Source organism: Vampirovibrionales bacterium (genome assembly GCA_016712355.1).
Lineage (GTDB): Bacteria > Cyanobacteriota > Vampirovibrionia > Vampirovibrionales > Vampirovibrionaceae > JADJRF01.
The window spans coordinates 2,197,148-2,221,515 of sequence record JADJRF010000005.1 but is presented as its reverse complement, the minus strand read 5'-3'; the positions used below and the strand labels follow the sequence as shown (position 1 = coordinate 2,221,515).

29 protein-coding genes are annotated in these 24,368 nt (G+C 54.5%); 9 read left to right on the top strand and 20 right to left on the bottom strand.

Translation table 11 applies throughout. The features are described 5' to 3' along the window. Positions 1–160 precede the first annotated feature (160 nt). The gene (locus IPK79_11670) at positions 161–889 is read left to right on the top strand and encodes a M48 family metallopeptidase (GenBank protein MBK8191094.1); all 729 of its coding nucleotides are present in this window, start codon (positions 161–163) and stop codon (positions 887–889) included. Positions 890–933: 44 nt separating this feature from the next. On the opposite strand, the gene IPK79_11665 is transcribed toward IPK79_11670, so the two are convergent. After that, a complete protein-coding gene (locus IPK79_11665) occupies positions 934–2,076 on the bottom strand; it encodes an alanine--glyoxylate aminotransferase family protein (protein MBK8191093.1) in 1,143 nt (380 codons plus the stop codon). Between the two features lie 282 nt (positions 2,077–2,358). Between IPK79_11665 and IPK79_11660 the strand changes: the two genes are divergently transcribed. The 5 genes from IPK79_11660 to IPK79_11640 all read left to right on the top strand — a co-directional run bounded on the left by IPK79_11660 (position 2,359) and on the right by IPK79_11640 (position 7,278). After that, on the top strand, positions 2,359–3,756 hold the full coding sequence (locus IPK79_11660) for a hypothetical protein (protein MBK8191092.1): 1,398 nt from the start codon (positions 2,359–2,361) through the stop codon (positions 3,754–3,756). A gap of 56 nt (positions 3,757–3,812) precedes the next feature. After that, entirely contained in the window at positions 3,813–4,250 is a 438-nt protein-coding gene (locus IPK79_11655) for a hypothetical protein (protein MBK8191091.1), read from the top strand. A gap of 88 nt (positions 4,251–4,338) precedes the next feature. Continuing rightward, positions 4,339–5,955 carry a methylcrotonoyl-CoA carboxylase gene (locus IPK79_11650; GenBank protein ID MBK8191090.1) on the top strand — a complete coding sequence of 539 codons (1,617 nt, stop codon included), beginning with the start codon at positions 4,339–4,341 and terminating at the stop codon, positions 5,953–5,955. Between the two features lie 147 nt (positions 5,956–6,102). Further along, positions 6,103–6,420: a hypothetical protein gene (locus IPK79_11645; GenBank protein ID MBK8191089.1), complete on the top strand. Its 318-nt coding sequence runs from the start codon at positions 6,103–6,105 to the stop codon at positions 6,418–6,420. A gap of 30 nt (positions 6,421–6,450) precedes the next feature. Next, positions 6,451–7,278 carry a hypothetical protein gene (locus IPK79_11640; GenBank protein ID MBK8191088.1) on the top strand — a complete coding sequence of 276 codons (828 nt, stop codon included), beginning with the start codon at positions 6,451–6,453 and terminating at the stop codon, positions 7,276–7,278. On the opposite strand, the gene glyQ is transcribed toward IPK79_11640, so the two are convergent. Continuing rightward, on the bottom strand, positions 7,275–8,162 hold the full coding sequence (gene glyQ / locus IPK79_11635) for a glycine--tRNA ligase subunit alpha (protein MBK8191087.1): 888 nt from the start codon (positions 8,160–8,162) through the stop codon (positions 7,275–7,277). The genes IPK79_11640 and glyQ overlap by 4 nt on opposite strands. A gap of 82 nt (positions 8,163–8,244) precedes the next feature. On the opposite strand from glyQ, the gene IPK79_11630 reads away from it, so the two are divergent. Further along, positions 8,245–9,009, top strand: coding sequence for a uroporphyrinogen-III synthase (locus tag IPK79_11630; protein ID MBK8191086.1), 765 nt, complete (start codon positions 8,245–8,247; stop codon positions 9,007–9,009). On the opposite strand, the gene IPK79_11625 is transcribed toward IPK79_11630, so the two are convergent. From IPK79_11625 to IPK79_11605, 5 genes are all read right to left on the bottom strand, one after another. Further along, positions 8,981–9,370: a hypothetical protein gene (locus IPK79_11625; protein MBK8191085.1), complete on the bottom strand. Its 390-nt coding sequence runs from the start codon at positions 9,368–9,370 to the stop codon at positions 8,981–8,983. The genes IPK79_11630 and IPK79_11625 overlap by 29 nt on opposite strands. Beyond that, a complete protein-coding gene (locus tag IPK79_11620) occupies positions 9,367–9,780 on the bottom strand; it encodes a hypothetical protein (protein MBK8191084.1) in 414 nt (137 codons plus the stop codon). The genes IPK79_11625 and IPK79_11620 overlap by 4 nt, the downstream gene beginning before the upstream one ends. Before the next feature lie 205 nt (positions 9,781–9,985). After that, the gene (gene minE / locus IPK79_11615; protein ID MBK8191083.1) at positions 9,986–10,222 is read right to left on the bottom strand and encodes a cell division topological specificity factor MinE; all 237 of its coding nucleotides are present in this window, start codon (positions 10,220–10,222) and stop codon (positions 9,986–9,988) included. 177 nt (positions 10,223–10,399) lie between these two features. Continuing rightward, positions 10,400–11,236: a septum site-determining protein MinD gene (gene minD / locus IPK79_11610; protein MBK8191082.1), complete on the bottom strand. Its 837-nt coding sequence runs from the start codon at positions 11,234–11,236 to the stop codon at positions 10,400–10,402. A 14-nt stretch (positions 11,237–11,250) separates the two neighbouring features. Further along, the gene (locus IPK79_11605) at positions 11,251–12,006 is read right to left on the bottom strand and encodes a hypothetical protein (protein ID MBK8191081.1); all 756 of its coding nucleotides are present in this window, start codon (positions 12,004–12,006) and stop codon (positions 11,251–11,253) included. Positions 12,007–12,763: 757 nt separating this feature from the next. On the opposite strand from IPK79_11605, the gene IPK79_11600 reads away from it, so the two are divergent. Together IPK79_11600 and IPK79_11595 are read left to right on the top strand one after the other, a co-directional pair. Beyond that, on the top strand, positions 12,764–13,960 hold the full coding sequence (locus tag IPK79_11600; protein MBK8191080.1) for a 2-isopropylmalate synthase: 1,197 nt from the start codon (positions 12,764–12,766) through the stop codon (positions 13,958–13,960). Positions 13,961–13,980: 20 nt separating this feature from the next. Then, positions 13,981–14,613, top strand: a complete 633-nt coding sequence (locus tag IPK79_11595) for a helix-hairpin-helix domain-containing protein (GenBank protein ID MBK8191079.1) — start codon at positions 13,981–13,983, stop codon at positions 14,611–14,613. A 22-nt stretch (positions 14,614–14,635) separates the two neighbouring features. Here IPK79_11595 and IPK79_11590 read toward each other — a convergent pair whose 3' ends face one another. The 13 genes from IPK79_11590 to IPK79_11530 form a co-directional block, all read right to left on the bottom strand. After that, positions 14,636–16,117, bottom strand: a complete 1,482-nt coding sequence (locus IPK79_11590; GenBank protein MBK8191078.1) for a glutamate--tRNA ligase — start codon at positions 16,115–16,117, stop codon at positions 14,636–14,638. Positions 16,118–16,565: 448 nt separating this feature from the next. Then, the gene (locus IPK79_11585; GenBank protein ID MBK8191077.1) at positions 16,566–17,066 is read right to left on the bottom strand and encodes a DUF2203 family protein; all 501 of its coding nucleotides are present in this window, start codon (positions 17,064–17,066) and stop codon (positions 16,566–16,568) included. 123 nt (positions 17,067–17,189) lie between these two features. After that, positions 17,190–17,444: a hypothetical protein gene (locus tag IPK79_11580; GenBank protein ID MBK8191076.1), complete on the bottom strand. Its 255-nt coding sequence runs from the start codon at positions 17,442–17,444 to the stop codon at positions 17,190–17,192. Between the two features lie 47 nt (positions 17,445–17,491). Further along, the gene (locus tag IPK79_11575) at positions 17,492–17,935 is read right to left on the bottom strand and encodes a DUF882 domain-containing protein (GenBank protein MBK8191075.1); all 444 of its coding nucleotides are present in this window, start codon (positions 17,933–17,935) and stop codon (positions 17,492–17,494) included. 46 nt (positions 17,936–17,981) lie between these two features. Continuing rightward, a complete protein-coding gene (locus IPK79_11570; GenBank protein ID MBK8191074.1) occupies positions 17,982–18,194 on the bottom strand; it encodes a hypothetical protein in 213 nt (70 codons plus the stop codon). 11 nt (positions 18,195–18,205) lie between these two features. After that, positions 18,206–18,559 (bottom strand): hypothetical protein, encoded by a 354-nt coding sequence (locus IPK79_11565; GenBank protein ID MBK8191073.1) that lies wholly within the window; start codon positions 18,557–18,559, stop codon positions 18,206–18,208. Between the two features lies 1 nt (position 18,560). Further along, entirely contained in the window at positions 18,561–19,955 is a 1,395-nt protein-coding gene (locus tag IPK79_11560; GenBank protein ID MBK8191072.1) for a hypothetical protein, read from the bottom strand. A gap of 50 nt (positions 19,956–20,005) precedes the next feature. Further along, positions 20,006–21,550: a hypothetical protein gene (locus IPK79_11555; protein MBK8191071.1), complete on the bottom strand. Its 1,545-nt coding sequence runs from the start codon at positions 21,548–21,550 to the stop codon at positions 20,006–20,008. Positions 21,551–21,583: 33 nt separating this feature from the next. Beyond that, on the bottom strand, positions 21,584–22,228 hold the full coding sequence (locus tag IPK79_11550; GenBank protein MBK8191070.1) for a hypothetical protein: 645 nt from the start codon (positions 22,226–22,228) through the stop codon (positions 21,584–21,586). Further along, positions 22,212–22,394 carry a hypothetical protein gene (locus tag IPK79_11545; GenBank protein MBK8191069.1) on the bottom strand — a complete coding sequence of 61 codons (183 nt, stop codon included), beginning with the start codon at positions 22,392–22,394 and terminating at the stop codon, positions 22,212–22,214. The genes IPK79_11550 and IPK79_11545 overlap by 17 nt, the downstream gene beginning before the upstream one ends. 183 nt (positions 22,395–22,577) lie before the next feature. Continuing rightward, complete coding sequence (locus IPK79_11540) at positions 22,578–23,411, bottom strand: P22 coat protein - protein 5 domain protein (GenBank protein MBK8191068.1); 834 nt, start codon at positions 23,409–23,411, stop codon at positions 22,578–22,580. An 18-nt stretch (positions 23,412–23,429) separates the two neighbouring features. After that, positions 23,430–24,068, bottom strand: a complete 639-nt coding sequence (locus IPK79_11535) for a hypothetical protein (GenBank protein ID MBK8191067.1) — start codon at positions 24,066–24,068, stop codon at positions 23,430–23,432. After that, a complete protein-coding gene (locus tag IPK79_11530; GenBank protein ID MBK8191066.1) occupies positions 24,065–24,328 on the bottom strand; it encodes a hypothetical protein in 264 nt (87 codons plus the stop codon). Before IPK79_11530 ends, IPK79_11535 begins: the two co-directional genes overlap by 4 nt. Positions 24,329–24,368: the final 40 nt, after the last annotated feature.

The following is a 24,368-nucleotide window of genomic DNA, read 5'->3' as shown; positions in this document are numbered from 1 at the left end:
ATCCGCGCCCAACTTCCGGCGTTCACGACGCGAAGCCAGGAATGGCGCTAAGTTTTCCCCTCGTGACCCCTTATAAATTTATAAAAACAATATTATGGATTTTTGTGCTATGATATCGCCGACTCCCGAAACATTTAGACATAAAGGACGTCTGCCTCTGATGATGATCATGATGAAACGATGGCTTTTATCCGCGTTCGCGCTGACGTTGTTCATGAGCTTTATGCTGGGCGGCGCTTCAACGTTTGCTCAGGCGGCTCCTTCGGCGCAGTACGAAGGGCGCGTGGAGACGCAGGTTTCGGTCAGTGCCGCCGCAGAGCAGGCGCAAGCAGAAGCGTTGCTGCAGCGCATCCTTTCGGCCAATGGCTTGTCTGCTCAAAAAGTTGCTGGCATTCGTCTGACTCCAGATAAAACCCTGAACGCCGCTACTGACGGACGGCAAATCGTTTTTACCCAGGAACTCTGGCGCGTCCTGAAAACTGATGATCAGCGCGCCTTCGTGATTAGTCACGAGCTTTCCCATATTACCCAGCAACACGTCCCCAAGACGCAATTACGCCGTTTGGGTCTACTGGCGTTTGGACGTTGGGCCCAGAGCCGCTTTTCGCGGGATGGCGCTTTGACCGGCCCACTGCTTAATACGGCAACGCAAGCGGGTTTGGCATTGACTGAACTGACGTTTTCGCGTCAGCAGGAGTACGGCGCGGATGAAATGGGCATTCAGTATTTGACGCGGGCAGGTTTCAAGCCGCAGGCGGCTATTGAAACCCTGGAAGTCCTGGACCGCGCTTCGCCAACCCGTACGCCTCAGTTTATGCTGAGCCATCCGCTCAGTAAGAACCGCATTCGTGAGCTATCGAGACGCTACCAGACGCAAGCCCCGCGCTAGCGAGCGCAGATCTGCCCGTCGCAATATTGCAATAAGCCTTGCGATTAAACGCTGAGCGCTTGTCCGCTGCGTTGCGTGGGCTCCGGGCAATAGCCGAGGTCCGCAAGGACGGCCTTTAACGCATCCAGCGTCATGCGGATGTCGCGTTCGCTCTGAAAACCCAGATGACCGATCCGGAAGATCTTGCCTTTGAGATCTTTCTGGCCATTGGCGACGATAATTCCGAAGCGCTTTTTAAGGGCGGCGCGGATATCGTCTACTGAGACGCCTTGCGGCGGCAAAATCGCCGTGACGGCGGCGCTGGCCAGTGCGTCATCTGCCACCAGCAGTTGAAGCCCCAAGGCGCGGGCGCCGTTGCGAATGGCGTCGCGATGCGCCAAATGACGCGCATGACAAGCCTCCAGGCCTTCTTCCAGCATCATTTGCAAGGCCACATCCAGCGCCAGAATAAGGTGCGTGGCCGGCGTATAGGGTGTGGTGAAATCGTCTTGAGCCTTTTTATATTTTTTAAAATTGAAATACAGACCCGGGCGCTCGCAGCGCTGAAACGCTTCCCACGCGCGCGGGCTTACGGATAAAAACGAAAGCCCCGGGGGAATCATCAGACCCTTTTGACTGCCGCTGGCGACCAAATCAAGTTCCCATTCGTCCACCGGCAAAGGCGACGCCGTCAGACTGGTAACGGCATCCACGATCGACAACGCCCCATGGGCGCGAATCAGCGCCGCCATTTCTTTTAATGGGTTTTGAATCGAGGTGGACGTTTCGCTGTGGGTAATCACCACGGCTTTAAAGGTTTTATCGCGATCTTCGTTCAACGCCTGACGCAGGCTTTCGACCGAATTGGCCTGTCCGTAAGGAACCGTCTGGCGCGTCACGCGCACGCCCAGTAATTCGGCTGTTTCTGCCCAGCGTTCGCTGAAGACGCCGCACGAGAGAACCAGAATCGAGTCGCCCGCATTAAGAGTGTTCATCATGGCGGCTTCCATCGCGGCCGTACCGCTGGCGGTGATCAGAAACACGTCATTCTGGGTTTGAAATACCCACTGAAGCGCCGGAAACACCCGCTCCAATACCTTTTTGAACTCGCCGCCCCGGTGCCCAATCGCAGGGCGCGCCATGGCCTCGCGTACCGCGTCAGGCAAGGGGGTCGGGCCGGGAATCATGAGTTGTTCGGGCGTTTTCATGGGCATTCCCTTCATCAGTAGGTTTGGGCTCGCAATTCGGGTTGTCATCCCGTTTTATCTAGAACGACCGCCGTCCCCGGGATTGATCTGGTCTGGCCAAATTTGGATCAATCTCGCCGATGTTTTTAAACGCAAGGCGACGGACTTGCCCATTCTAAAACAAGGGCGCCCCCAGCCGCTATGACTCAAGGCGTTATGACCCAAGTCGCCATGCAATCGCTCGCCCCGACGATCTTTTCGCGGGGAGGTATGTCGTCGAGGCGCCCGGCTAGATCCGCCCCCTTGCGATTCGGGCAAGAAACGTCGCCAGCTCAAACGCCGAATCGTCGCGATCCGCAGCGCGCTTTGCTGAGACATGCGCCTTACGCGCATGGATCGTCTGAAACGCTGCGCCGTGCAGGAATTTCTGATGCAACGGCCCGACTTTTGCTGAGTAATGCGTATGATCAGGCGCGTCGCTCGCTGGCATTGCCAAATGCCAAGCCCGGCTATGCTTTTGGCGCGTCTGCGCTGGGAGAGCTTTCATCACAAAGTGATGTCGGCGCCTTGCAAACGTTTATCGTCAGCGATCGCAATCTCCCCAATCGACGTGACAATTTCTTTTGCGCGGAGCGAGCCGTTCTCAAGCAGGCAGAAAATCAAGGCATCGCGGAAGACGGCGAGTTCAGACCCGCCAGAATTCGAGCCATGGCCTTGGTGAATGCAGATTTTAAAGCCCCGGATTTATTAAACGCCTCTCCTTGTTTCTACTGTCTGGAGGCCTTTCAAAGCAGTCAGGGCGTCATGTCGCAAGACACGGTCCTGCTAACGTTAGGACGCGATGCAAACGGCGATTTAAAGACCTATGCCCGAACATTGCGGGAATTTCTGCCGATGATGGGCCGTCAACCGCCGTCGTGGACGTCGGCGTCTTTGGACACGCTACCCATAGTCTATTCTGATACGGCGCGCCAGATCCTGTCGCGACGACACTCGGAGCTTACCGATCGAGAGATTCGTCGGACGCTGAATGCGGCAAAGCAATCATATGAAGACGCTTTGCGTTATCGACGCAGCGCGTATCACGATCAAACGGTGGGCGCTGCGCTGCTGATCGAGAAACCCCAGCAAGGTTATCGATTAGCCTCAGGCAGTAGTCTGCATGCCAAGAACGCTTACTTTACGGCGGCCGAAATGGATGCGGCTTCCCAGGCGTTGAGTCCGTTCCCCTTGCCGCATTGGCGTCGCCGTTTATCAACGTTGACGCAGGGACTTAAGACGGCTGCGCAAACCTTTGCCCGCACGCCCTTCTTACGGAAATGGCCCGCTTTTTTGGCTATGTTTGAACGTGTCCAGAGTTCTTTAGACGCATTGGCCCAGGTATTGACGCCGCCGATTGATTCTGACGCGCTTAAACCACTAAAAGGGCTTGCGCTGGCAGCCTATTTTAGCCACGTCGTCGAGGGTCAGCCTCGCCCTGAGAGCTTTGGCGCGCTGGCTCAATTATCAGGAAATCCTGACATCCTTGCCGCTGTTATTGAACCGGATGAAAAGGGCTCCCCGCGTATTCAAATCCGGGGATTTTCGGATTACTTGCCTATTTTGTATCTCAAGCGTCATCATTTTGAATCGCAGGAACAGTCGCCTATAAAAGGGACGTCGGAAAATAATGGGCGATCAATGCCGGACTCACTACAATGAGAGTGGGACCCGAAGGTCACGAAGATACGCATAACGAAACCAGAAAGGTTGGATCGATGCCCTGCGTTTCGCGCTTTCGATCGACGATTCTAGCCGGAGCGGCTTTGTCAGTGATGCTCTGGCTTTTGCAGGCGGACGGCGGAGAGGCCGAACGCGTGATAGAACCTCAGTTTTCCACACACAGCATTTCCTTGTTAAGAGAGGGCTTCTACGGGGCTCATCGGCGACGGCTGATTCCCAACAGCGTTCGTGATGCGCTTTACCGTCAGCGTCGGCAATATTTGGGGCGAACGTTTGAGATTGCGGCGGGCGAAACCATTCCTGCCGGGCTTCTTTTGGCGCTCGTGCCAATTCCGGTTGACGCTTATCGCCGTCTGGGGTTTGGAGATCTCCCCGATGGCGCGCGCGTGGGCGTTCTGGGTCGTCATGTGGTTTTATGGGATGCGCAGACCCGAAAGGTTTACGACGTATTGCCTAACTTTATGGTCCGCTAGCTTGGGACAAGCCCAGGTTTGCTCTGGCCGGGCTTATAATAAGAGACGATGAAATTAACCAGCGCCTTGAGCGCTCTTCTGCCACGGTATGGAACGTTTAGAAACCCAGTTGGATGCGCGCAGCGAGCGTTTTGAAGAAAACGCCCGCCAGATGCGGGAACTCGTCAACGATTTTAAAACCCGGATGGCGACCGCCCGCTTGGGTGGAGGCGAAGCGCTGATTGAGCGGCATCGCGCGCGTGGGAAACTTACTGCGCGCGATCGCATTGAGCAGTTGCTGGATCCCGGGGCCCCGTTTCTTGAGCTGAGCCCGTTGGCCGCCGCAGGCCTGTATAACGATGAAGCCCCCGGCGCAGGTCTGGTAACGGGGATAGGCCGTATTCAAAACCGCCCGTGTATGATCGTCGCCAATGACGCGACGGTGAAGGGCGGGGCGTATTTCCCCCTGACGGTCAAAAAGCATTTGCGCGCGCAGGAAGTCGCAGAGGCCTGCCACCTGCCCTGCGTGTATCTGGTAGATTCTGGCGGGGCTTTTCTGCCGCTTCAGGCTGAGGTTTTCCCTGATCGTGACCATTTTGGGCGAATTTTCTACCATCAGGCGCGGATGTCTGCCAAAGGGATCCCGCAGATTTCTGTGGTGATGGGCTCTTGTACGGCTGGCGGTGCGTATGTGCCTGCCATGAGCGACGAAACGGTGATTGTCCGCGAACAGGGCACTATATTCCTGGGCGGTCCGCCGCTGGTGAAGGCGGCGACAGGCGAGACGGTGACGGCTGAAGAATTGGGCGGGGCGGACGTCCACTGCCGAACCTCCGGCGTGGCGGATTATTACGCCCACGATGATGCGGAAGCCCTCGCCATGGCGCGTCATATTGTTGAGACCCTCGCGCCTCCCGCCGACCTGGCCTCCGTGCTGATGGACGCAGATCCTGAACCCCCGGCGTATGATCCGGGCGACCTGTATGGCGTGATTCCGGCGGATCCGCGCCAGGCGTTTGACGTGCGCGAGGTGATTGCTCGCCTTGTCGACGGCAGTCGTTTTCAGGAATTCAAGGCCTTGTATGGCCAGACCCTGGTATGCGGGTTTGCGCGCCTGTGGGGCATGCCGGTTGGAATTCTGGCGAATAATGGCGTTCTGTTCTCGCAAAGCGCTCTTAAAGGCGCGCATTTCATCGAGTTGTGCGCGCAGCGGCAAACGCCATTGATATTTTTGCAAAATATTACAGGTTTTATGGTCGGTCGCGCCGCCGAAACCGCCGGTATCGCCAAAGACGGCGCCAAGCTCGTGATGGCGGTCGCCAATGCTGATGTGCCAAAATTCACGGTGATTATCGGGGGGTCGTACGGCGCTGGAAATTACGGCATGTGCGGCCGGGCCTACGATCCCAATCTGTTGCTGATGTGGCCCAACGCGCGAATTTCCGTGATGGGCGGCGAGCAGGCCGCAAACGTGTTACTCACCGTTAAGCGCGAGCAGCGCGCCGCTGGCGGCGAAGCGCCCATGTCGCCGGAAGAGGAAGCCGCTATTCTCGAACCCATTCTGGAGAAATACGCGCGAGAAAGCCATGCGCTCTACAGCACAGCGCGTCTGTGGGACGATGGCGTGATTGATCCCGTCGATACGCGAATGGCGCTGGCGCTCGGCCTGGCCGCCGCCCGCTGCGCGCCCCCTCAACCCACTCGTTTTGGCGTATTCCGGATGTAAGTCAGAGGTCAAATGATGTGAAATGCCTCAGGATTCAACTCAAAAATGCTCACGCTCCGCAATGCGCGCGGCGGCCACAAGAGGCTGTTGTCAGGGTGTCGCGTCAAGCGCCCGTGTCGTTGAATAGCCCGGGAGGAACCCCACCCAATGAAGAACGCTGACTTTCAGCAATTCGCCGCGCCGACGACGCAATCGATTCGCGTGTATGTCTGTACCAATCACTATGAGTTGGAGGGCAACATTTACTTAGCGCGATCCATGAAAGAAAATCGTCGTCTCACTAATTTGTTGAATTCCGATCGGCGATTTATTGCGCTCACCGAAGTCGTCGTAAAAGATCGTCAGAGCGGTTCGCTGGATGAAACCGTCTATCCCTACATGCATGTGAATTTATCGGCGATCGAACTGATTAAGCCGTTGGTCGAAGAAGACCCGGAAACCAATGAAGCTTTCTTCAAAGATTAATCCTGCTTTTTACCCAAGAGGCGTTTGAACGTGAAGTTGCGCGGTAAGCTTGATGGCGCGGCGTTTCGCCTGCGTAATCGGCTGCGCATGGGACGCAATGGCTATCAGGAAGTCGCGCAACCCAAAGACGAGCTCTATTCGGATCGGCAAAACGAAGATGCTCTGATGGCGGCTGAGAATCGCCTTCTGACTCGCTATCCGCTCCTTGTGGAAGCGCGGGCTCGAAGCCGTCGCGCCCGCTATCTCGAAATTCTCAGCGTGGCGGACTACATCGAACGCTTGTGGGGCGATAGGGCGTTTCCCTCTGCGCGTCCGCTTCGATGGCTGGATGTGGGCGCAAAAAACTGGGCGTACGTTGATGCCTTGGCGGCGTTTGTGTCTGCGCATACGCTAGATTATCAACTCGATGGCGTCGAAATCGATCCGTGGCGACTTTATCGCGATCTGTATACGCGTCGGGCCTATGCGATGGCGTATATCCAACCGTATCCCCAGGCGCGCTATCTGGAAGGGGATGTCTTGGATTGCGAAGGGACGTATGACGTCGTGACGCTTTTGCTGCCCTTTGTGCTGCCGTCTCCTCATGCGGCGTGGGGGCTTCCCCTGGAGGGTTTTAGACCGCAAGCCCTGCTGGATCATATCGTCGAGCGTTTGCTGACGCCGACCGGCTCGATCCTGATTCTGAATCAGGGATGCCTGGAAGCCGAGGCGCAACGCGCGTTATTGCAGCCTCACCTGGAGCAAGGGCGTCTGGAGGCGCACTGTCTCGGAGAGCTTCCGCCAACGTTCCTTTCTTACCGCTATCCCCGTTTTGGGTGGCGGTGTCAGGGAATCGCGCGCGACGGCGATGCCCGTTAAGCGGGCGTCAGCGTCTTGATTAGCGGAAAGCCCAGCGCTTCGCGTTGCTGGACATAGAGCGCCGCAATTTTCTCAGCGAGTTGACGAATCCGCAAAATGTATTGAACGCGCTCGTCTTTGCTGATGGCCCCGCGCGCATCAAGCAGATTAAACAGGTGCGAGCATTTCAATGCGCAATCGTACGCGGGCAGCGCCAATTCGCGCTCAATGGCCGATTCGGCTTCTTCGCGGTACAGATCAAAAATCTGACTCAGCCGATCGGCGCTGGAGGCTTCAAAGTTGTAGGTCGATTGCTGAATCTCGTTCTGCAAGTACAGATCGCCATAGGTGAGCGCATCATTCCAACGCACATCAAAGACGCTCTCGACATTCTGGAGATACATGCACAGCCGTTCGACGCCGTAAGTAATTTCGACGCTGATGGGCTTTAAATCCAGACCGCCCGCCTGCTGGAAGTAGGTAAACTGGGTCACTTCCATCCCGTCGAGCCAGACTTCCCATCCCACGCCCCAAGCGCCTAAGGTGGGCGATTCCCAGTTGTCCTCGACAAAGCGGATATCGTGATCGGCTGCGATGATGCCTAAGTCCGTCAGACTTTCCAGATACAGTTCCTGAATATTGTCCGGAGAAGGCTTCATAATTACTTGATACTGGAAGTAATGCTGAAGCCGATTCGGATTCTGTCCATAACGACCATCCGTGGGACGACGGCAAGGCTCGACATTAGCGACGTTCCACGGTTCAGGACCCAGTACCCGCAGAAATGTCGCGGGATTCATTGTACTGGCGCCTTTTTCCGTGTCATACGGATACTGGACGACGCAGCCTTGCCGCGCCCAGAATTGATTGAGCCGTTCGACGGCATTTTGAAACGTCAGAGTCATTGCCCGATTACTCTATCACAGACCGGTCGCGCGGACGATCCGAAGGCGTGCGGGGCGCGCTGGTTGTATTACGATGACGCGTATGAAAACCCTTCTCGTGACACGCCCGCGCGCTCAAGCGCAAGCGTTTATCGACGCGCTCGACGCCCCAGACTGGGCCGTGGCCTGCGTGCAGATGATTGAAATTACGCCGTTGGCGCCATCCCGTTGCCATCCGCCGTTGGCGTCGGACCCTTTTCAATGGGTGTTGTTTACGAGCGCGCAAGCCGTTTATGCGCTGTTGGGCGATGACGCTTCAACATCAGAAACTTTTTTATCTGCCATCGGTACGGCGAAATTTGCAGCCGTGGGCCCAGCCACAGCGGAAGCGTTGAGTGCGCGTCAGCGAACGGTTGCGTTTATGCCGCGTTCTTATTCGGCATTGGATGCGGCGCGGGAATTTTCGGCGGCGTACCCGGCCCCGCCAGCGCTTCGTTTGCTGTGGCCTTGCAGTGCGCTGTCATCGACTGACGAAATTCGCCAGGAGATGGCGCTTGCAGGCCATACCCTACTTCCGTGGCCGGTCTATGAAACGCGCACGCGGACTGGCTTTGAGGATGCAGATCTGACGATCCTGAACAGTCCCATGCATCTAATCGCCTTCACGAGCCCTTCTTGCGTCGATGCGCTATCGCAAGCCGTGCCGTTATCGCCGCAAGCGATTCTCGCAGCCATCGGGCCTGCGACGGCGCGACGCGTCTTGCAGCGATACGAACGCTGTGACATTGTCGCGAAAACCCATACGCTCAAAGGGTTGGCCGAAGCGGTCTCGGCTTGGCTTACGCGCTTGGCTTCGGGGCCGCCGTAAGACGTTTCCAAAGCAGGCGAACCACAAAACCACGCCATCCGCCGAAAACCAGCATCATTTTCCAGAGGCTGTCAGCGCTGTCCAGACCTTGAACTACGCGTTGTAACCCCTTATTGGCCTGAGCCACCATATGGGGGACCCGCAAGCGCAGAGAGGCGGCCTTTATGCGGGCTCCCCGAACCTTGGCGCGAGCGCGCCACAAGGCGGCAATCGCCAGCGCTTCAAGGGTGATAACGGCAAGCGCAATTCCGCTGACGCATACAATTGCCAGCCAGATGGGCCCATACGCCGCATGCACCGCCCAGAGCGAAAATCCAACAAGGGCGAGGGCCAAAACCACCCAAAAAACGATGTTGTTCATCGGGCTTTCTCCTTTATGAGCGCTTGTTCGGCATTCATAGGCGGTAGCGGATCTGGAATCTCAATGGTAGCGCGCTTGAGGTACTCGTATTCTTTTTCGCGGAAGCGATCGCCGCAGCGCTTATACTTGCCTTTCAGAAAAGAAATTCGGGGGCGAAAGAAAAAATGGACCAGTCCCTTATGTTGATTCAGCGCGACAACCTTCTGACGAATCGGATCGCATTCGCGCGCCATATGATCGGCGGCAGGAGGAACGGCCTTTGTGGATGGCTGGGTTTGCGCCAGAAGGCGGCGCGCCTTATCAAACGGCTGCCAGGCGAGCGCCGAAGACGTCGACGCAAGAATGGTCATTGAGAGAACAATCCCGGCCAATGCGCTATAAAACGCGCGTCGTAAAAGCGGTTTCATCAAGACGATGCTGACTCCTGTCGGGGGTGCGGACGCTTACATGCGTTTATTCTACCCGAAAGGGGGTGTTCACGTCCGGCGCAATGGCGCGTATTCGGCGTTGTGACTCATGCAGATCTGGGCCCTGAAAACAAGCGCACAAAAAAAGGCGCGTCGGTGATTTCCGGCGCGCCTTTCATTGAAAACGGTTGGCGAATGCTAATGAAATCTATACGCGAAGGGTGCGACGAGACGTCGCGCCACGACCGGAGCCGGGCGTTTGGTCGTCGCCGCTGTCGCGGCTGCGAATGGGGATATTTGCGACCAGCGCAATGGTATTGGATTCGCTCTCCAGATTCAGTTCCAGCGCCTGTTTGTCGATCTCGACGTAACGGGAAATTACCTCGACGAGTTCATCGCGCATTTTTTCCAGCGTGCCGGGTGAAAGGCGTGTCCTGTCGTGCATCAGTACCAGCTTGAGACGGTTACAGGCGTCGTGCTTGGAAGCTGCGCCGCTCGGCGTTGGGCTGCCGGCGCGGCGGGCCTCGTCCGTCGCAAGTTCGAGGTTAAACAGTTTGCTCAACCATCCCACAGTAGCAATCTCCTTGTCTGCGTCTGTTAGAGGAACGCCCGGAGGCGGCGATTAGGCGGTTTTCGCCTTTCTAAAGAACCCTTTTAAGCGGTCCATCAATGAAGTCGGCGCATCTAAATCCAGAAACGGCACGTCTTCGCCACTGATGCGTCGGGCGATGTTGCGATAAGCCTGCCCCGCCAACGACTCTTCTACCAGTGCGATAGGTTCGCCTTTGTTGGTACTGATGATGATATCAGCGTCTTCAGGCACCACGCCCAGCAGACGGATGGAGAGAATCTCCAGCACGTCGTCGATATCCATCATATCGTTAGAACGAATCATGCCCGGACGTACGCGATTGATCACCAGTTTGTAGTTGGTAATTTCTTCGCGGGTTTCCAGAAGGCCGATAATACGGTCAGCGTCGCGCACCGAGGACATTTCTGGCGTACAGACGACAATCGCTTCGCGGGCGGCGACCACCGCGTTCTGGAAGCCTTGCTCAATGCCGGCGGGACTGTCGATCAGGATAAAATCGACTTCGCGTTTGAGTTGTTCGCAGACTTCGAGCATTTGAGGCTCGGTCAACGCCGACTTGTCGCGCGTCTGAGCGGCGGGAAGCAAAGAAAGATTGGGCAGGCGTTTGTCTTTTACCAATGCCTGATTCAGTTTGCATCGGCCTTCTACTACGTCAATTAAGTTGTAGACGATGCGATTTTCAAGCCCCATCAAAATATCGAGGTTGCGCAGGCCGATATCGGTGTCAATCAGGGCGACTTTATAGCCCATTTTCGCCAGTCCGGCGCCGACGTTGGCGGACGCGGTGGTCTTGCCGACGCCACCTTTGCCGGAAGTGACGACGATGACGCGTCCTTCTTTCGCAGGGGAAGTGGATTGATTCGTCATGGGCGTGGGGAACCTCATTTTCCAACCACATCAAGGAAAATCTGGATTTCTCCGTCGGAAACGGCGGCGCGCTCCGGCGTGACCGTCCCCGCTTCTGTGGGACGCGGCTTGTGATAGTACATTCGATCCGGGCGACGCGCAATCACATCGGCAATGCGCAACTGAATGGCTGAAATCCTCAAAGCGCGGATCTCGCAGCCGCGATCGCCAGCGGCACCCGCATGGGCGATGCCGCGCAGCTCGCCCCAAACGACGATGCTGCCGTCTGCGACGACTTCGCTGCCGCTATGAACGTCTCCGAGAATAATCACATTGCCCGGATAATGAACCGTCTGGCCAGAACGTAATGAGCCCGCGCGATAGAGCGTTGCGCCCATATCAGCGACGCGTCGGGGTTTTGCGGCAGCGGAAGGACGCGCGGAAACCGATGAGACTTCTGAAACCTGCGGCGCTGGTAATTCCATTACCTCCGGCGCGGCAGACGCGTCCGACTTCCTGGCGCTTTTGCGCGCAGCCTTGGCGGAAGACGGCGCGAGCCCGATGGCTTCTTGCAATGTTGTCTCAGCGATGGGGTCTGTCTCTGTTGAGACGGCTGTTTCCGTGGCCTCGCCGGCTCGTCGCGGTCGGCCGCTGGGGCGAGATTCCGATGGGCGCGCAGGCGGCTTTTCTCGTACAAAATAGCCGAGTCCCAGCGCCGATTGCTGCGTTTGCGGAAGTTCTGCGTAAATGGTTTCAAGGCGGGCGTTTCGCGCATGAATCAAATCGCTCATTTTGCCCAATGCGCGAGTCGACAGGAGCAGATCGCCAATTTGAAGTTCTACGCGCGCGGCTTCGCCCTCGGCTGAGAAAGCTTCATTTTCGAGCGCCGATTCCAGCAAGCGTAACGCTTGCGGAGAAGTTGCCGCAGCGGAAATGTCCAGCAACTGGATGGAGCGCTCTCTATCCTTGGTGCGAACCATGAACGGTAAACTCCTCCCGGCGTTGTCGCCATTCGTGTGGGCTTCTCTCTAGAATGAGCCCAATGAGCTGTCTATCGGTAAACGTTGGGTGTTGAGTGGCGAATAGGCCTGGAATTGGCGGATTCTCTCCATCCATCTCGCCGGATGCGCTTATTCGGCGTTACGGCCGTCTCTCGCGTAAAATCTCCCTGTCAGCGAAAAAGTTTTGGGGGGTGAAAAGATGCTGAAAAAACGGCCCGGAGCCGACCGTCCTGCCTCTTGGGTTCGCCGAGATTCTACCCCGTCCTTGCGCCTTGCCGCTATAATCGTTACGCGATTTAAAGGTTAAATCTTGTAAATCCTCTGGCGGGCTTGAGATAAAACAAGCTGTGGGCTTGGTTTTTAGCTGCCTGTCTTCTGGATAAAAGTTAATGGCGGCGTTCAGGTCTTATCCATACAAAAATAGGGCGCATACGCGCGTTGACGCCTCCAATTTGAAGCGCTTGGACGGCGCAGGTAGCTTTGATGACCCATCGACGGTAAAATGCGAGTTCATGTCCCCATTGCGCCAAGAGGGTGATTCTTTAATATGACGCCAGCCGATTCCCGTCCGCCGCTGCCTGAAAACCATGTGCACATTTTTGACACGACCCTGCGTGACGGCGAACAGTCCGCCGGAGCGGCGCTCAAGCACGCCGAGAAGCTGCAAATCGCACGGCAACTGGCGAAAATTAAAGTCGATGTGATTGAAGCGGGCTTCCCCTTCAGCAGTCCCGGCGATTTTGACTCCGTGCGACAAATCGCCGCCGAGATAGAAGGGCCTTCTGTGGCGGCGTTGGCCCGCGCGATGCCCGGCGATATCGAAGCCGCCTGGGATGCGGTGAAAGTCGCCAGAAAGCCGCGAATTCATACGTTCATCGCTACCAGTGATATTCATATTCAGGCGAAATTCCGTAAAACGCGCGAAGAAGTCCTGAATATTGCCGTCGACATGGTAAAACTCGCTGTTTCCAAATGCCCAGAAGTCGAATTTTCCGCCGAGGATGCCGGTCGCACGGATCATTACTTTCTGTACAAGGTCATTGAAAGCGTGATCGACGCAGGCGCCAAAGTCGTCAATATTCCCGACACGGTGGGGTATACGATTCCCGACGAGTTTGGCCGCCTCATCAAGGGCATTATGACCAACGTGCCGAATATCGATCAGGCGATTGTCTCGGTTCATTGCCATAACGACTTAGGGCTGGCGGTCGCCAACAGCGTGGCTGGCGTCCAGAATGGCGCCCGTCAGGTGGAATGCACGATTAACGGTATCGGTGAACGCGCCGGAAACGCAGCGCTCGAAGAAGTCGTCATGATTATGAAAGTTCGCCCCGCTTATTTTGAAGGCCTGTACAGCAACGTCGAAACCCAATACCTCTTTGAAACCAGCCAGATGGTATCGGATTTAACCAGCATGGCCGTGCAACCCAACAAGGCTGTGGTCGGGGGCAATGCCTTCGCCCACGAGTCGGGCATCCACCAGGATGGTTTTCTGAAGGGGCGCGATACCTATGAAATCATGTGCCCGGAGTGGATTGGGCTGAGCGGTTCCAAATTGCCGCTGGGTCCGCGGTCGGGTCGCGCTGCTGTCAAAACGCGTCTGCGCGGTATTGGGATTCAGCCCGATGATGACCAGATGATCGCCTTGTTTGAGGCCTTCAAGCATCTGGCGGACGAGAAAAAGCGGGTCGAGGACGACGATCTGCGCCTGCTCTTTGAACAAGTGCAGGCCAAAACCGCCTGAATTCCGTCGGGGAGCGTCCCATGCGGTCGTTTGCGCAAAGAGAGTTGGAGCAGGCCCAGCCCTGGTTGGCGTATATAACGCCGCCCGAAAAAGTCAGGCGACCTTTTTGGCGTTTGGACAGGATCGTCCTTCTCCTGGCGTCGGCTTTTTTGATCGCGTTGCTTGGCTTTCTGATGATGCCGCTCTCCGGCGGACGCGTTGCGTGGGGATTACCGCCGCAATCGTGGCAAACGCTGTCGAATCGCGCGTTCGTTCTCCCTGCCGCGACGATAGCTCCTGCGCCGCCCCCACAGGTCACAGATGTATCGCCACTGGCAACAGTCGCCTCAAGAGAAGGCGTCGACTTTTCTTCAGACGTTACCGTAGCGTCTTCTGGCGCGCTGTCCACTGTTCGCGCTGCTGAACGCTCCGTGCCGCTCCGGCGCCGCGCGCATCGTCCGGCGGGCCCTGAAAAAACGCTCCGCCCGCTGCCCCTCAATCGTTGTACGCTGGCTCAATTGCAAACCCTGCCCGGTGTCGGGCCCAAACTCGCCCAGCGGATTCTCGTGTATCGGCAATCGCATCGCGCGTTTCAAACGATCGACGAACTTCTGAACGTTGAAGGTATTGGCGCTAAAAAGCTTGCCAAAATCCGTCCGTGGGTATTTCTGTAGGCGGCGCTAGCGCGACGAGATGTCAGGAAGAAACGGGGGGGCGTGCTATCAGGCGTAGGGCGCTGTCGAGCCGTAGCAATACTTTTTCGCGCCCCAACAGGTACAGCGTTTTCCCTAAATCCGCGCCATGAACCCGACCGGTGAGGGCCGCGCGAATCGGCCACAGAATCGCCTTGGCCTTTAGCGGCTTCAGAGACTGGATCAGCTCCTTGAGCCCATCGGAGAGCGCTTGCGGCGAGATGAAACTCACGTTTTCTCGAAACTGCAAAGCAAATGCTCCCAGGACGGTGGAGGCTTCATCACTCATTAACGTTTCGCCGACCACCTGAGCATCCAGCGTGACGCCGGCGCCAAAGAAATACGACGTGGCCGCTTTGACGTCGGCCAGCGTGGTCAGAGGTTCTCGAACCGCGTCGAGCATCAGGAGCAGGTGTTCGTGAGAGTACTCGCTCAGGTCATAATCCTGTAAATAAGGCTGTGCGAGCCTGGCAAAATCTTCGATGGGCAATTCGCGTATGTAGTGTTTGTTAAGCCAGTTGAGTTTGTCCATCTCAAAGACGGCGGGGCTGTGAGCGATGCGAGTCAAGTCGAAATGTTCGGCAAAACGCGTCAAGCTGGCGATTTCTTCTCCATCCGGGGGCGACCACCCTAGGAGCGAGAGGAAATTGCAGAAGGCTTCTGGCAAATAGCCTTGCTGAATATAATCCGATACCGCTGTTGCGCCATGGCGCTTGGACAGCTTGGAGCGATCAGGGGCCAATATCATCCCGACATGGGCAAAAACCGGCAGCTCGGCAGACGTAAGCCCGAGTCTTGCGAACGCTTCATAGAGAAGGGCTTGACGCGGCGTGTTGGAGAGATGATCTTCCCCGCGAATGATGTGCGTGATCTTCATCAGCGCGTCATCCACCACCACCGCAAAGTTATACGTCGGCGACCCGGTGGATTTCATCAAGACGAAGTCGCCAATCAACGAGGAATCAAATGATACATCGCCTCGAATAGCGTCCTTTACGATGATATTTCCGCGATTCTCAGGAACAGCGAGTCTTAAGGTCTTGGTGCGCGAAGCGTCCGCCTGTTGAGCCGCCAGAACTTCCGCTGAGGGGCGGCGGTAAGCATAGGGCTTTCCGTTGGCTTTGGCGGCGTCGCGCTGGGCTTCCAATTCGGCTTCGGTTTCATAGCTGTAATAGGCTTCGCCCGCAGCCAGCAGCTTTTGCGCAAACTCTTGATAGAGGCTGAGGCGTTCCATCTGCGTATAGGGCGCAAATGGGCCGCCAACGTCGGGCCCTTCGTTCCAGTCGATGCCGAGTGCGCGTAAGCTGTCGAAGATATTCTGGGTGTAGCGTTCTTCTGATCGTTGCAGGTCGGTGTCTTCTACCCTCAGAATAAACGTTCCCCCGTGCCGCTTGGCGAAAAGCCAGTTAAACAGCGCCGTTCGGGCGGTTCCTACGTGAAGGTTTCCAGTCGGACTAGGGGCGATTCGCACGCGGACTTCACTCATCACGAGGCTCCAGATTGAGGATGACGTCCCCCAGTATAACGAGAATGATTCGGAGGGTGAATCCAGGTTTTTGCGCTAAGAGAATAAGACGGCTCCGGGCGCCTGGGCGTGATATCCTCCGAGGATAAGAATGACGGCCGGTGGAGCGCCTCAACGCAGCGTCCCAAGCTGTACTCGGGTTATTGTCAACAAGCGTATCTTTTTAAGCGCTTTTCAGATCAGGAGCGCAATTTTAACACTTTATTTGTTTTTATTAAAATAAGATTATCACTCCCGTATCGGGGAGCCGTTATTGGATCGTTGCGTTTACAGTTCGAGCAGAGAGCAATCAATATAGGATTTTTTAGCAACCGCTGTCCGTTTCGGCGCGTGTTGCCCCAGCTTCAACAGAGAGAGACAGAGATGTTGTGATGTCCCCTGCAAAGGGGATTTTTTTTAGGGGGATTTTCTAATCAGGGAGAAGCGTAATAGGCTTTCTTCCCATAAATCCTTCGTCGGGACCATGGAACGACAGAACGCCGTCTTCGCCCAGACGCCAGCAAAGTAAATACACCGAGCCGTCCTGGGCCCGATACGGAAAATCCACCAACCCGCGACCGATATCGCGCAGCAGGATATGCCGTTCCGCGAAGTAGGCATTCCACCGGTTAAACGCCGCCTCATAAAGCGTCCATTTTTCTTGTAGCACGTCCAGTTCGTCGCCGTTGGTGCCAAGCGGCTCGCGTCGTTTGGCCAGATGAATGCGCTTATAAAGGATGACGTCGTCTTGCAGGCGGCTCAACTCGTCATGCGCCTGTTCAAAAACCCCTGACAATTCACGCGCCAGCAGGGCCGCTTCTTCCAGTGTGAAGAAATAGGCATACGAGTCGCCGTCCTCGTCATTGTCCGACGAAAACGAGAATGCGTTAGCGGCCTCAAAAGAGGGATCGGGGGAATCAGAGTCAGGCATTGGCGGCGTGGCGCGGGATCTTTCTCAATGTCTCATTTTCTCAGTGCTTATTTCATACCATAAAAAAAGCCCTTGTTCCGACTAACCGGAACAAGGGCGACAGCATAATGGGATGAGAGGGTTTTAGAAATTAACGCATCGGCGAAGCGACGTAAAAAAAGCGATTCCTGTCTGAATGGTTTGCAGAAATTCCTCTTCGGTCGCAGGGCCTTTCGGCGCCCGCCATGATACAGGGAGTCGCTCATAGACGACTCGCGCGACATCAGAGACGTCGGCGCTTTCCATCGCGTCCGCAATGAGTTTGATAAGTTGCAGCGCAACGGCGATAGAGGGCCCATAAGTGAGCTTAGTGAGTAGATTCAGCATGAAAAAATTCATAATTATTTCCCCCTTTTGTAACGAACCTCCTTGCGTTGGATTCCTGATTAACCGCGCCAACGCGCGCGATAGGGCCGGATATCGAGATGGGTATAGGTTTTGTATTGTCCCATTCCGCCCGACCAGTTCATTAAAATTAGTTGTAAGTCGCGAGGCATTAATCCCGGAACAACAATGTCGACAGCCGTACCCGACAGGTGTTGGCTATTCTGGACGCCCCCCACTTCCTGATTATGAGCAATCGTACGATAACCGGAATTAATCCGGATAGGTCGTCCCAAGAGATCCCGCAACAGTTGGAGCCGGTTGGCCAGGCGATAGAGATTGTCCAGGACGTACGGCGCCGGTACGGGGTCTTGGGGGCGAAGGAATTCAGCCAGATTAAAATCGGGAGTCAATTGAATATTGCGAGGTTTTACCGCCAGCGGCGTTGGGATTACTTCAATGATTTTTGAAGTTTCAGATGTTGAGGCCGATTCAAACGCTTCCATCAGAACACGCCTCCTTGTTTCTTGTGCTTGTTATTTGTTTTTTGTCTTACTCTGTTTGATGTTTTTCGATTAATTTCATGAGTTCGCTCAAGGCTTGGTCATGACGATAATGGCTTAACTCCAATTCTGTCTCCAAAACATTCAAGAGGCGTTCGGTCGCTTTTTCAAAACGTCTTAAAAAGACAAAGCAAAAAAATAAACTCAGAATCAGGCCTCCCAAAGGTCCTAAAAATTGTTCAAATTGGCAGGAAAATTCCATGAGGGGCTCTCCTAAGGCAGTTTCGCCAGAATCGTTTGGCGTAGGGTTTCAACCCCAACCGGGAGCGCGCTTAAACCCAGGAGCAAGGCGCGGGCGGCGGGGGCGTCGTCGGCGTTCAATGCGCTCTCAATTGCGGAAAAATAGGTGTAAAAAGCTGCCCGGTTGGCGACGTTCGCTTGTTTGATGACGTTGATCAGAGTTTGATTCAAGCTTGGAATTGCTTCCTGTTGCGCATTGGCGGGTAAAGGCGCTTCGATTATTTCATAAATCGAGGCGTCAAACTGGCCGCTGAAATCGCAGAATCCTGCCATCTTAATTGTCAGGGGTGAATCTTTTCGTCTGACATAGCGAAACGGGATGCTCATTTTAGAGGACCTCCGTCACGATAAAGCCGCTAACGTCCAGGCATAATAAGCCAGCTCCGGCGTTCCGTTTGTATTCTACTTGCTGGCTGCCATTCACGGCGATTCGCCTGATTTGATCAGAAGGCCAGCCTAAATGAAGCGCCGCGCCATTTGACGATGAGCTTCCCGGCCGTATCGAAAAATAACCGGCCGTGGCGCTGGTAGTCTGGTTGAGGCAGTGAAACAACGCAGCCCTTGAAACAGGCGGAATATAACTGGCCCCGGAGACGCTTGTCCATGCAGTGGCGACACCCGCATTGAGGATGTTGGTTTCCCCCATGGTAAAACCGCTGCCCGTCTGGTAAGTTTCGCCTAAGTCATAATAAATGACAGGACGTTGCGGCCAACCTTCTCCGATGGAAAATTTCAATAAATTGCTTGCGCTATCATTCCGGATCGCTAGAGGTAAAAGCCGTTTCCGATCATAGCCAGAAGGCATGGTAGGGCTTGTATTAGAGGCGGAGAGAATGCCGGCAGGAGCGTTCGTATTGCTGCTGTCGGCGATAGCCCAAACGTAGTACCAGGTATCTTGCGCTTCAGAACCGCTGTCCAGACCATTTACCCCGGTCGTGGTTATGGAAAGGATTCTGTCGCTGTCAAATACAACATCCTGAGAATCGTCTGCATCTCGGCACAAAAATCCTGCAGGAATTTTAACGGACGAGGCTGAAACCCACTCGATAACGGGCCCTCGAATGGCCCCTTTGGGCGTTCCGGCAGCGTCTCCGGTCAATAAAACAGAGCGTGTAACGCCGTTACGACGCGCTTTTAGTTTCGATTCGGCGCGATTGTACCAGATTTGTCCGTTTGAAGGCGTTGCCGGATCGCATAAAACAGCATGCGCCCCAGAACCGACGGTTGTGATGTCGATCACATTCTGTGCATTTTGAGCGTCCGCCTGCGTCAGATGCACGGTGAAATTGACGCTGCTGATGACGCGCGCATAATAGGTTGTCCCGACCGATAGCGGCGAAGGCAGCGTATTATCTGTAATAAACTGAATGGCTGCGCCGCTGACAAGCCCGTGAGAAACGGTGGTAATTACCTCGTTAGAGGCGGTATTAATGGAGGCGACGGCTGTACGGGCGGCGATTTCAATAGACCCGCCTTTAAGCGTCACCGCCTCTAATGTGAGTCCGGCGTTAGGCGTGCGCGCATCAATTTTATCCAGCTTGGGCGCTTTCAGGAATGTTTTTACCCCGTCAATTGATAAGTTGCCGGATTCTAATGCGATGAGTCGCGTGTCTTGCGTGTTGGATTCATTAATCAGTTGATTGAGTTCGACATCGATATCATCGGCATTAATTAAGTTGCCGTTCGAAATTTCGGCGTCTTTAAGTCGTGATATTTGAGACATGGTTTGTCATCGCCTCCTGCTTGCGAAGATTTCAAAACAGTCTAAAATTTTCATCGGAATCCGCCATAAAGCGCTGTAATTGTCCAGCCCTGTAAATCAATGGGTTGATTGACTCCTGCGCCTGAGAATTCGAGTTGTAGCGTTCTGCCAGAACCGTCTGGAGTAATGCGCGCCGTCGATGCGCCGCTGGTTCCATAGGCGTCTGCTCCATAAATGGCGGCGTGATACACGGCGCTGGCCTCATCAGGAGATAGCGCGCGCACCCGTTTTTGTCGGGCGCTGGCGCTTCTGCGTAAATCCCATGCGACGTTCACGGTTAAATTAATAGATGAAATCTGTTTAACAGAGATCTCAATGTCTTTGATTCGCTTGCGAAGGCGAGGAGAGCCCAGGGTGTAAAACGGCGTGCGGTAACGCCATTCAATGGGCGCGCCATGATAACTGTTGCCGGTGAGTTGTTGATACAAATATCCGGTATAATCGCCTGTATAAAATCGATCGTTAAATAGAGCGCCGCAAGCGGCTATAATTCCGCTTCGCCGACTCCAGACATTGCCCATGCCGTAGTTGTAAACTAGAACCCGTTGATTGCGCGTCGAGCCGCCTTCAGGCGCCATCCACCAGACTTCCTGTCGATTACGCAAGTGAATTGCAAAACCGTCTTTAAGCTTCTCTTTGTTGAGAAGATTCATTTGCGGTTGAATTGACTGCGATAAGAACTGTGTCGTCAGGTTGCCCTGAAGGGTTGCCGTATTTAAGCTGGTGACGCCTTCTCGCGTCATAAATATCAGTTCATTTCCGACGTCGACCACGCTGCGGGGTCCTACGGCGCCGAACTCACCGGATATTTTTTGAACAGCGAAGCTATCGGCGTCGTCTCCTGTTAATAAATAAGTGGAACGGTCTTTAAAAACGACGAGCGCTTGCGTTCCAGACAGTGGGAGATATAAGGTTTTTAGGGCGGTGATCCGTTGTCCATCTCCGGGGCTGACTTGAATTGCGCCTGCTGAAGCGGCTCCCGTTTCTGGCGTGAATGTTTGTGGATCTTCAAGCGCTGACAGATACAACATGGAAGGATTTGCCGGATCCCCTGCTAATACAAGTCGATTGGCATAAACTTCCGCAAAAGCCGGCGCGCCGGGCGATATGTTGACAATCGCAGGCGGCCACCCCTCCAATGGCGTCATAAGGCCCCCTCCATCCCACTTAAGGGGTGAATTGACGCCGTTACAGGCAATAAGCAGACCCTGGAACGTTGTAAAATTAACCGGCGCTCCCGCGCTCAAACCGCTGGCGATAACGACGCCGGCGCCGTTTCCCACGCTCACGTCATAGAGAGCGTTGCCTGCCGCTGCAACAAGTCGCGCGCCTCCCTGGAGCGGATGAAAAGCTGTCATGGAGGTAATCGCCGCCCCGCTTGCCAGAGGCGTTGCGTTTAATCGCGCATAGCCAGCTCCCTGCGTTGTCCAACTGCCACTGGAAGAGGCATGTAAATTAAGAATCTCTTCCGCCTCGTTTTCGCCTAAAGTTAATTCATTAAACCGTAAGTTCAGTCCACCTGTATTCTGGTAATAGCGAAATGTTTGAGACGTCATAATGGAATTCCTTTTGTACTTGAGAGCTTTCGCTTAGCTTCGGCCTCCCCGGTAATAGCCTCGAATGCGATAAAAAGGCTTGAGAGGCGAACGGGCGCGGAGTTGCGCCAATCCGTCACGGTATACGACATAGGATTCTTGATACCCGCTTTCCCCCAGAAATTTCTCCAGAAGCGAGAGCGCCCCTTGTACTAAAACGGGTTCGTATTCGGGAGGTAGAGATAAAAGTTGAATGTCGGTGATTAATTTTTGAGGTGAGATTAAATAATGATATTGAATAGAATAGGCTGCATCCGGTATGGGGTAGAAATAAATACGGTCGTCCTGTCGCCAGAAATATTGCGGCCGGCCAGTGATATTTACGCCATAGCGTAGAGGATATCCATAATCCACTTCGTTGAGAACGCTGCTATCGGCGATATTCATGACGGAATCGCCCGCGAGCGAAGTGATAGAGGCATCTGCGGGCATTGCATACGACTGAATGCCTGCTTGTGTACTAAACATCGTTTTCTTCAAAAGCCGATGCGTTTTTAAGAGTTGAAGCATTTCAAAATAAATCTGATTCAGACATGCCAGCGTCTGAACGGCTGGCGTTTCTGCTCCGACTAGGGTGGTGACGGGTTGTTGGCCTGCCCGTCTCAAGATCTCATTGACAAGTTCAAGCGTCGTACTCATGCCACACCCCCTCTGGCGATAAAAATGTGAGTTCATATTCGTGGGGATACTGCTTTAAAATTTGCGCCAATGCGCCGCCAATGATATCGGTTTGTCCTGTTTTATTCTGACGACATTGCCATTGGGCGCATGAGTCGTAAATATTATAGAAAATTTTATTTCGCATCGTCGCCTAATCTCCGTTTAAAAAAGAAGTGGGCAGTTGACGTCCCGAATCAACTGCCCGGGAAGGTGCAAAATCCAGGAACCAGGATGAGTAGATAGGAGATAAAAATGAATAGCAATAAAGGCGGAGGGGGGCGATATCGCCCCCTGGCAGCCTGCAACAGGTCTTCCCCGCCTCATTGCCTTACGGAGCGGCTTTCAGTACGACGCCCGCCGTCGGTAGAAAGACCTTAGAGCCATATAAATAGAGGCCTTTTACGGCGTCGGCGAACATATTGTAAGGCCGTACGTGCTCAATTTTCGACACCTGGCTGGCGAACGAAATATAGTCGCGCGTAAAGCCCATTATATTAATCGCCCCGTTTACGGGCATGAGATTGGTGGAAACATGCACCGAGAATCCGGCGACGTTCCCGATATAGCCATTTTGAATGATATTGTCGCCCAAGCTGGTTGCGCGCGTAAATTCGTCTGATTTAAGTAACAATGTCTTGATTTTAGGCGTAATAACCAGATTGCGTCCTTCTGCTGGAACGTTGGCGGCATCGAGTAATTCTGCCATATCAGCAATATAGCTGTAGACATTCGACGTTGTCAGCGTGATGGGCGAAGCGTCCGTTCCAATAACGTTGCCTGCGGAGACGTCTGCATAATGTCCTAACAGGCGGGCGTCCACTACATTGCGAATGGCAATAGCCGCGCGCGCGCTATAGCCTTCCAGAATGTCCATATTGGATTGCGCTTTATCGAGGTCGTCAACTTTAAACGCAAAATATTTTTGTTGATCAATGGTGAGTTCCTGCATTGGATCCGTCAGGCTCTGAAACGAGATCGTCATGTCCCGAGTGTAGGTATTAATGGTCACGTTCCCAAAGGTGCGAACTTTAACGACGTCGCCGGCGGACTCAATATCACCTTCAAAATCGGTATTAACCAGTTTGGACATAACCGCGTTGGCATCAAAAATTTTGAGCAATTTCTTGCTCCAGATTTCAGGCATAAAATTGGCAAGCGCCATGATTCATGTTCCTCCTTCTTATCGAATACGTCTGTGCTTGAGCGCATCTTCAATTGCAGATTCATTTTTTAGAAAATCCGCCAGAGACATCCGCGCAATTTCGTTGCGCGTAAAACTTGGCGGCTCTGTCGGGGCTTCGCGATTGCTTCGTCCCTCTACGAAGGCAGCGGGTGCTGAGTTCGCGCTGGCCGTATCGCTCGCCAAGGCCGGCGTTTCTCGAATGGTTTCCTGGAATTTTTTCTGGAATGCCCGGTACCCTTGTTCAAGTAGTTCGTGCCAAGGGGCAATTACGCCGTCATTATCGGCATTCATAATGGCAAGCGTTTCTTGAATCACATACGGCGCAAACCGGGCAAATTCTGCATGTTGGCGACCCATGGCCCGCAGCGCCCCGTTGAATTCCGCTTCGTCCCGGAGGTCAGCTAAATGATTTGAAGCGGCATTTTCGATCAATGTTTGGATAAATAACACAGGATTTTCTTGAAGCGCCTCCAACGCTTCCGCTGGCGTCAGGTTCTCAGGGGTTGACGGTTGTTGCCTGGGATCCTCGAATGCGCTTTGCCCCAACGCTTTAAGCGCATCAAGCTCCTGTCTTAGTGCATTGCAACCCGCGCATGGCGTTGCGGGCTCAGTCGAAAGAGATTCATCGGATGTCATGGGATTTCTTCACTCTCCTCGGTTAAATTGGGTAACGGAAACGAATAAACGTCCTGCGATTCGCCGCAAGTTTGGCGAGATCGTCTTGCCTGGCGAATAATTTGTTCTGGTAACGATAAAACCTCTTGAATGGCCTGAAGTCGGATGGCTTCATACAGAAATGCTTCTCGACTGTCGGTATCTTGTATGCGCGCGCGTAACTCGGGCGTCATTATCTGGACGAGAAACCGCCAGCCGGGCTCCTGAATTAATTGCGCCATCAGTGTCGCGCGCTCCAGGAGGGGGAGTCTGCGAAGCGGC